The following is a 7499-nucleotide window of genomic DNA, read 5'->3' as shown; positions in this document are numbered from 1 at the left end:
GCTACCTTTCGGCAACGTTCCGGGGCTGTGTTCCCACTGTACACCTCCCGATCCTTGCGGATCCTGGGGGGTCCCAGTGGGGCGGTCCTCGCTCACCTGGTGACCGGGCCCCTGAGGGGCTTCGTTCTGTCCGGTGTCGCGCTGACAAAGAGAAAGTTACGCGGGGGGTTGACACCAAGTCAAATCGCCGCCCTTGAATCGCGCTGACCTGCGGAAACATGCCCGTAACCGTCACCCGGCGTCGTGCTCGTCGCGCTCGTCGCCGATGAACGGTCGGGGTCAGCGGGACCTTTCCGGCGGCTCCGGGGACGCCCGATCAGGGCTCTGAACTGCGGAGATGGCAACGTCGTCGCGTCCGTGTGGGCTCGTCGGACGCCCTTCGGCGGTGCCGCCACCCTGATCGGTGTGACCTGGGGAACTTTTCAGATTGTCGCTCTCCGCGACGGGCGGCCCGGTTTCCGTCGCCAGGCGGTGCAGCATGGCGTTGTAGGCCTTCAGGTCCGCGTCACCGTCGTGCTCGGCCCGACGATCATCGCGTCGCGCCGACCGTTCGTCGTGGCGCGACCATTGGATCAGCAGAGCGATCACCACGAGCAGCAGCGGCAGCTCCCCCGACGCCCACGCGAGACCGCCGCCCAGGCGCTGGTCCTGCAGCAGGTCAGGGACCCAGGGCAGGGCGAGCGCGCGGTAGAAGTCGCCGCCGATCACCGTCGCGCTGCTCATCAGCGCCACCCCGAAGAAGGCGTGGAAGGGCACCGATGCGAACACCACCGCCAGGCGCGCGACCGGCGGCAACCGCCTCGGTGACGGGTCGATCCCGATGATCGGCCAGAAGAACAGCGCCCCCACCAGCAGGAAGTGCAGGTTCATCAGCACGTGCGCCCCGTGCTCGGGTAGCGCCGCGGGGAACAGCCCGGAGAAGTAGAGCGCGTAGTACGACCCGACGAACAGCGGCAGCGCGACCAGCGGGTGCGTCAGCCAGCGCGACACCGGGGAGTGCACCGCAGCCAGCAGCCACTCCCGCGGCCCCGGCGGACCGGAGCGTCCCCCGGAGGGCAGCGTCCGCAGCGCGAGCGTCACCGGCCCGCCCAGTACGAGCAGGATCGGCACCAGCATCGACAGGATCATGTGCTCGCCCATGTGGACGCTGAACATGGCGGGCCCGTACCGGCCGATCCCGGAGCTCGTGGCCAGCAGCAGCGCCGCGCACCCCGCCAGCCAGGCCAGGGTGCGACCCACCGGCCATGCGTCACCCCGGGCCCGCAGCCGGCGCACCCCCACCAGATAGGCGACCGCCAGCACGATCGCCGCGGTCCCGAAGATCAGGTCGAAGCGCCAGTCGAACAGCAGCCGCTCCAGCGTCGGCGGGCCGTTCAGGTCGTAGCCGATCAGCGCCTCCGCCCGCGACGGTGCGCCGCTCCCGTCGTCCGGTGCCGCCGTGCGTCCCAGCGCGACCGCCAACCCGATGGTGGCGAGCATCAGCAGGATCTCGACACCCCCCAGGCGCAGCAGCGCCCCTGGCTCACCCCGGGACGCCGGGCCGACGGTGCGCTGCCGGTGCAGAGCGCCCAGCGCACCCAGTGCCAGCAGCGCGCCGGCCTTCGCCAGCAGGAGAGCGCCGTAGTAGCTGTCGAACAGCGCTCCGGGGGCGATCCGCGTCAACGCGTTCACGATCCCGGTGCCGGCCAGCACGATCCAGCACACGAGCGCGATGTTCGAGAACCGCGGGACGGCGGTGCCCAACGCGGCGTCGCGGTCGGGGCCGCGGGCGGCGGCGAGCGCGATCACCGCCACCAGACCGCCCACCCACATCGACGCGGCGAGCACGTGCAGCACCAGGCTGTCCGTGGCCAGGTCGTGCGATCCCCCGGCGGCGGAGTGGCCCGTCAGCGTCACCGGCAGGGGCCCGACCACGGACAGTCCGAACAGGACCGTCGTCCAGCCCCAGGTGAGCACGCTCCGGCACCCGACGACGACGAGCAGCGCGACCACCGCGGTCCACGCCCACGCCGTGGACGCCGCGAGCTGCGGCACGACGTCGACGAGCAGCCCGATGTCGAGCACGTCCGCGACCGGGCGGCCGAGTGCGTCGGCGACGTTGAGCGGCACCAGCAGCACCGCGGCGACCAGCCATCCCGCGCCCGTCCACGACGCCGTCCGCAACGCGCGGTACCCGGCGACGTCGAGGTACCCCGACCGCTGCGGGGGCACCAGGAACGCGGCGAGCAGCAGCGCGCCGATCGTCAGCACCATCCCCACCTCGGCGACGGCCCGCACGGCGGGCAGCCCTGCCGTCGTGAGCACGCCCGGATCAGGCAGCCCGAGCGCGACGAGCGGGCGGGCGCCGGACAGGACGGTGAGGCCGGCGGCCACGAGGACGGCGATCGCCGTCCCCAGTGCGACCAGCCCGGCCGGACCGGACGAACGGGGTGGAGCGGCGGTCTCGACGGGGGTCTTCGCCATGTCAACCAGGCTAGCCGCAGGTCCGACGCCCGGCCGGGCACACTGCGGCGGTGGCCGACGATCCCCTCATCACACTCTGCGGTGGCGACGCCGCGGCATGGGCCGCCGCACCGCTGCGAGGGCTCGATCCGGTGCTGGTCCCCCGTGTCGTCGGCGGCCGGCTCGTCGTGGACGAGCCCGGGCGCGGTGGGGCGGGCGGGGTCCTGCTGCGGCTGGCACTGCACCGCGTCGTCGACGTCGACGGGGCCTTCGCCCGGCTGCGGGACACCCTGCGGCCCGGCGGGACGCTCGTCGTCGTCACGCCGTCGGTGTCGGTGCGCTCGGTCGCGGACCTGCGCTGGCGCGGGGCCCTCCGCCCGGTGCACCGGGGGCCATGGCTCCACCGCGCCGCGCTCGACGACGCGTCGTGGCTGCTCATGGCCGCCGACTTCGCCGTGCTGGCCGACGACCGCGTCCCGTTCACCCTGCCCCTGCCCGACGGCGGTGCCGCCCGCCGCGCGGTCGCGGACCTCCCCGCGGCGGGGTTGTGGCCCGACCTCACCGCGGACGTCCGCACGGAGCTGGCCGCGGAGCTCGTCCGGCGCTGCGGCCCGGGGTGCCGGCTGCCGGTCCCCCTGCGGCGGCTCGTGGCCCGCCGCTAGAGCGCGGCGAGCACCTCACGCAGCGGCTTCGGCCGCCCGAGGTGGTAGCCCTGCCCCTGCGCGACGCCGAGCCCGCGGAGCTGGCCGACCAGCGGCGGCCGGTCCACCTGCTCCGCGACCGTGACGATCCCCAACCGGTGCGCCACCCCCACCACGGCCTCGACCAGTGCCCGGTCGACCGGCTCCGTGTCGAGCTGCCGCACGAAGTCGCCGGCGATCTTGATCCCGGTGAACGGCAGGTGCTTGAGGTAGGAGAAGGAGCCGAAACCGGCGCCGAAGTCGTCGAGGGTGAAGCCGCACCCGGCCCGGGTGAGCCGACAGGCGAGGTCGCGGGCGGCGTCGATGCTGGCGATCGCGGCGGTCTCGGTGATCTCCAGACCGAGGCGGCGCGGGTCGACGTCGGCGCGCGAGAGGACCGACAGGATCCAGGCGCCGAGCTCGGGGTCGTCGAGCGACCGCGCCGAGACGTTGACCTCCAGCCGCAGGTGCGACTCCAGCGCCCACGGCGTCGCCAACGCCGCGATCGCCCGTTCCAGGACCCAGCGGTCCAGCCGCAGCACCAGGTCCGTCCGTTCCGCCGCCGGCAGGAACTCGGCGGGCCCGAGTGCGGGCTCCAGCCCGTCGCGCAGCCGGATCAGCAGTTCGTGCCGGACGACGGTGCCCGTCCTCAGGTCGAGGATCGGCTGGGCGTCGAAGGTCATGGTGCCGTGGTCGAGCCCGGCCCGGACGCGCTCCAGGACCGAGACGCGACGCAGCGCCTGGTCGTACTGGTCGGGGGCGAACAGCCGCGCCCGGTCGCGCCCGGCGCCCTTCGCCTCGTACAGCGCGAGGTCGGCCTGCGACATCGCGCTCTCGACGTCGTGACCCGGCCGGAACGCCGCGACCCCGACCGAGACGCTGACGCGCAAGGCGTCGCCCTCCCCCGGCACCTGCGTGCCGCGCGCCGCGGCGCACAGGCGCTCGCCGAGGTCCAGTGCGTCGGCGGCGCCGCAGGCCGGGACCACCACCGCGAACTCGTCGCCGCCGAGCCTGCCCAGCAGCGCGTCCGGCCCGAGCTGCGCCCCCAACGTGCCGGCGAGGGTGCGCATGACGCGGTCGCCCGCGGCGTGGCCCCGGATGTCGTTGACGTCCTTGAAGTTGTCGACGTCGACGAGCAGCAGCGCCGCCCCCTGCTCGTCGGCCAGGCACTCCTCGAGCCGCCCGGTGATGCGGCGACGGTTGGCGATGCCGGTGAGGGGGTCGTGCTCGGCGAGGAATGCGAGCTCGGCCCGGGCGCGGCTCTGCTCGGTGACGTCGCGCACCGCACCGAGCACCCGCACCGGTGCGCCCGACGCGTCGGTGAACACCTCGCCGAAGCACTCGAACGTGCGCAGCGTGCTGCGGTCGTAGGAGTGCATGCGGTGGGTGTAGGTGAAGGGGGCGCCTGTCCGCAGCGCTTCCGCGATCACCGCGCCGACCGTCTCCCGGTCCTCGTCATGGATCAGCCTGGCGAACCCGGCCTGGTCGAGTGTGCCCCCCGGGGGGATGCCGAACAGGCGCAGCAACGAGTCGGACCACTCCACGTGCTCGTCCAGCGGGTCCCACTCCCAGGACCCCATGCCGGCCATCGCCTCGAGCCGCGCGAGGCGCCAGCGGTCGTTGCGGTCGTCGCGCAGCTGCCGCGGCGTCTCGTCGGTGACCTCGTAGAGCAGTGCCGGTCCGCCCGGGTCGAGCAGGCTGCAGGTGATCGTCCACCAGCGGGTGCCGCCCACCGGCGACGGCCAGCGCAGCGCCTCGCGCCGGGTACCTGGGCGGACGGCGTGCAGGAGGCGCACCACCGACGCCGGCCCCTGCCAGGAACCGCCGTGCGGGACGACGAGGTCGCGGGCGGCGTCGTTGGCCCACTGCACGGCGCCGTCCTGAACCACCACCAGCCCGACGGAGGTACGGCGAGCCACGTCCCCCGCGGTCACCTCGGCCGCCACGTCGCTCATCCTGCCAACAGTCGGGCCGTCCGGCTCGATCAGTCGGGCGGCGCGACCGCGGCGGCCCCGACCAGCTCCGGGCCCGCGTCGGAAACCGGCTCGTCGCCGTCGACGACGTCGGCCACGACGCAGGTGATGTTGTCGGGCCCGCCGCCGTCGTTGGAGAGCTCGATCAGCCGCTCCACCACCGCCTGCGGGTCGCCCGCCGACGTCAGCACCTCGAGGATCTCGTCGTCGCCGAGCACCGCGGTGACCCCGTCGGAGCACACCAGGTAGCGGTCGCCCGGCTCGGCCTCGTGGTGGAACAGGTCCGGCTCGACGGTGTTGCCGTCCTGCAGCGTCCGCATCAGCATCGACCGGCGCGGATGCTCCCGCGCCTCCTCGAGCGAGATGCGTCCCTCGTCGACCAGGGCCTGCACCAGCGTGTGGTCGCGGGTGAGACGCAGCAGCTCCCCCTCGCGTACGAGGTAGGCGCGCGAGTCGCCGACGTGCAGGATCCCGACCCGACCCCCGTCGAAGAGCAGGGCGACGACCGTGGTGCCCGACCCGCGCAGCGCGGTGTTCTCGCGCGCGAGGCCGGTGAGCCGGTCGGCCGCGGCGGTGACTGCCCTGGCCAGCACGCCGAGCAGGTCGAGGCCCGCGAGGTCGGTGCCGGCGAGGTCCTTGTCGAGGTCGGCCAACGCCGTCACGGCGACGGAACTGGCCACCTCACCGTGCGCGTGCCCACCCATACCGTCGGCGACGGCGAGCAGGCGCGGACTCGTGACCGCGGAGTCCTGGTTCAACGGACGGCGCCGACCCACGTCGGACCCGGCCGCCGAGCGCAGCGTCAGGGGCATGGGCACACCTTCTCATGGGGTCGACATCGGCCACCACGACGACACCCGGGAGAGGTCCTGCTCGCCGCGCGGAGTGCGTGCGGGGCCCGCTACGCTTTCAGCGGGCGGTTCGTCCGTCCCGGCCCTCGTAGCTCAGCTGGATAGAGCAAGAGCCTTCTAATCTCTAGGTCGCAGGTTCGAGTCCTGCCGGGGGCACACACCACCAGGTCAGCGCGATGGCCTGCAAACGCATGCAAGATCCATCTACCGAGTACCTACCGTTTACGCGCTGGTGCGAAGCGGTCGAGTGCGGTGGACGCGGCGGCGCCGGCCACGCGGCGGGTCATGTAGACGTCCTGGGTCATGGAGATGCGCTCGTGGCCGAGGTAATCGGCGATCTCCCGAGCGGACAGCCCCTCGGCATCCAGCCGGGTCGCGACGAGGTGTCGGAAGGCGTGTGGGTGAAGGCCCTCCCACTCCGTGCCGGCCACGGTCTGGCGCAGCTGCTTGCGTGTGTTGTCCGGGTCGCGCAGGGTCCCGGCGGTGGAGGGGAACACCCACAGGCCGTGCGAGTCCGCGTGCCGCTTCACGAGCAGCTCCATCAACCAGGCCGGCGGGGTGATCGTGCGCATGCTGGCCCGCACCTTGGTGTGCGGCTGGACGATCAGGCCCTCCCCCGGAACCCGGATCACCGTGCCCTCGAACGCGAGCGTGCGGGCCTTGTCGTCGACGCGGGTCCAGTCGAGCGCCAGCAACTCCCCGATGCGGCACCCGAGTCCCGACAGCGCGTCGACGAGGTCGCGGAGGTCGTACTTGCCCGCGTCGTCGGACTCGGCGAGGAAGGCCTGTAGCCGGATCAGCCCGTCTTCGGTGAGCGTCATCGCCTCGCGCGCCGGCTTGGACTTCCGGGCCGGTGTCAGCTCACGGACCGGGTTGGCGTCGAGCGCGTCGTGACGCACGGCCAGGCCGAGGATGCCCGAGAGGACCACCTTGGCGTGGTGCGCGGACGCCGAGCCGCGCCGTTGCCGGATCTCCCGGATGACGCGGTCCACTGTCGACACCCGGAGGTCGCTCAGCCGCAGCTCCCCCACCGCCGGCTCGACCGAGCGTCGCCAGGCGTCCCGATAGGTGATCTTCGTGCGCAGAGCGCGGTCGGACTCGTCCAGCTCCCGGAACCACATCTCGGCGACGACCCTGACGCGGGTGTCGCCGGTGATCTCGCCGTCCAGGGCGACGCGGTTGCGATCACGCATCGCCTCTTTGAGCCGGTTCTCCGCGGCGAGCTTGGTCGGGCCAAAGCGCTGCACGCGGCGGGTGACGCCGTCGAAGTCGCGGTAGTTGGCCCACGAGCGGTACCGCTCCCGGTCGAGGCGCACGGTCAGGATGTGGCCGTACGTCCCGATCGGGAGCGGGGGCCGGCCCATCAGGCGGCGTCCCCGTCGAGCTGGGCGAACCACTGCCGAACAACGGTCTCCTCGTACCGGAGGTACCGCCCGACCCGCTTGCCCTTCGGGCCGTAGCCCTTGCAGCGCCAGTCGTAGAGCGTGCCGACCGGGACGCCGAGGTAGTCGGCCACGTCCTGCACAGTCCAGAGCCGGTTCTTGACCTGCATC

6 protein-coding genes and 1 tRNA gene are annotated in these 7499 nt (G+C 73.1%); 2 read left to right on the top strand and 5 right to left on the bottom strand.

The annotated features are described in order from the left end of the window. Window positions 1–279: 279 nt before the first annotated feature. Complete coding sequence (locus I4I81_RS30910; protein ID WP_218601172.1) at window positions 280–2463, bottom strand: bifunctional copper resistance protein CopD/cytochrome c oxidase assembly protein; 2184 nt, start codon at window positions 2461–2463, stop codon at window positions 280–282. A 50-nt stretch (window positions 2464–2513) separates the two neighbouring features. Between I4I81_RS30910 and I4I81_RS30905 the strand changes: the two genes are divergently transcribed. Beyond that, window positions 2514–3104, top strand: coding sequence for a hypothetical protein (locus I4I81_RS30905; protein WP_218601171.1), 591 nt, complete (start codon window positions 2514–2516; stop codon window positions 3102–3104). Here I4I81_RS30905 and I4I81_RS30900 read toward each other — a convergent pair. Together I4I81_RS30900 and I4I81_RS30895 are read right to left on the bottom strand one after the other, a co-directional pair. After that, complete coding sequence (locus tag I4I81_RS30900; protein WP_218601170.1) at window positions 3101–5077, bottom strand: putative bifunctional diguanylate cyclase/phosphodiesterase; 1977 nt, start codon at window positions 5075–5077, stop codon at window positions 3101–3103. The two genes, I4I81_RS30905 and I4I81_RS30900, sit on opposite strands and share 4 nt — an antisense overlap. 29 nt (window positions 5078–5106) lie before the next feature. Next, on the bottom strand, window positions 5107–5907 hold the full coding sequence (locus I4I81_RS30895) for a PP2C family protein-serine/threonine phosphatase (RefSeq protein ID WP_218601169.1): 801 nt from the start codon (window positions 5905–5907) through the stop codon (window positions 5107–5109). Between the two features lie 121 nt (window positions 5908–6028). Between I4I81_RS30895 and I4I81_RS30890 the strand changes: the two genes are divergently transcribed. Further along, window positions 6029–6102: transfer RNA gene (locus I4I81_RS30890), tRNA-Arg, on the top strand. 59 nt (window positions 6103–6161) lie between these two features. On the opposite strand, the gene I4I81_RS30885 is transcribed toward I4I81_RS30890, so the two are convergent. Continuing rightward, window positions 6162–7310 (bottom strand): site-specific integrase, encoded by a 1149-nt coding sequence (locus tag I4I81_RS30885; RefSeq protein WP_218601168.1) that lies wholly within the window; start codon window positions 7308–7310, stop codon window positions 6162–6164. Continuing rightward, window positions 7310–7498 (bottom strand): helix-turn-helix transcriptional regulator, encoded by a 189-nt coding sequence (locus tag I4I81_RS30880; RefSeq protein ID WP_185719359.1) that lies wholly within the window; start codon window positions 7496–7498, stop codon window positions 7310–7312. The genes I4I81_RS30885 and I4I81_RS30880 overlap by 1 nt, the downstream gene beginning before the upstream one ends. Window position 7499 lies beyond the last annotated feature (1 nt).

The sequence above is a fragment of the Pseudonocardia abyssalis genome (genome assembly GCF_019263705.2).
In the GTDB taxonomy this organism is placed as follows: domain Bacteria; phylum Actinomycetota; class Actinomycetes; order Mycobacteriales; family Pseudonocardiaceae; genus Pseudonocardia; species Pseudonocardia abyssalis.
Note: the sequence above shows the minus strand (reverse complement) of the source record. Positions and strands in the feature narration are given on the sequence as shown.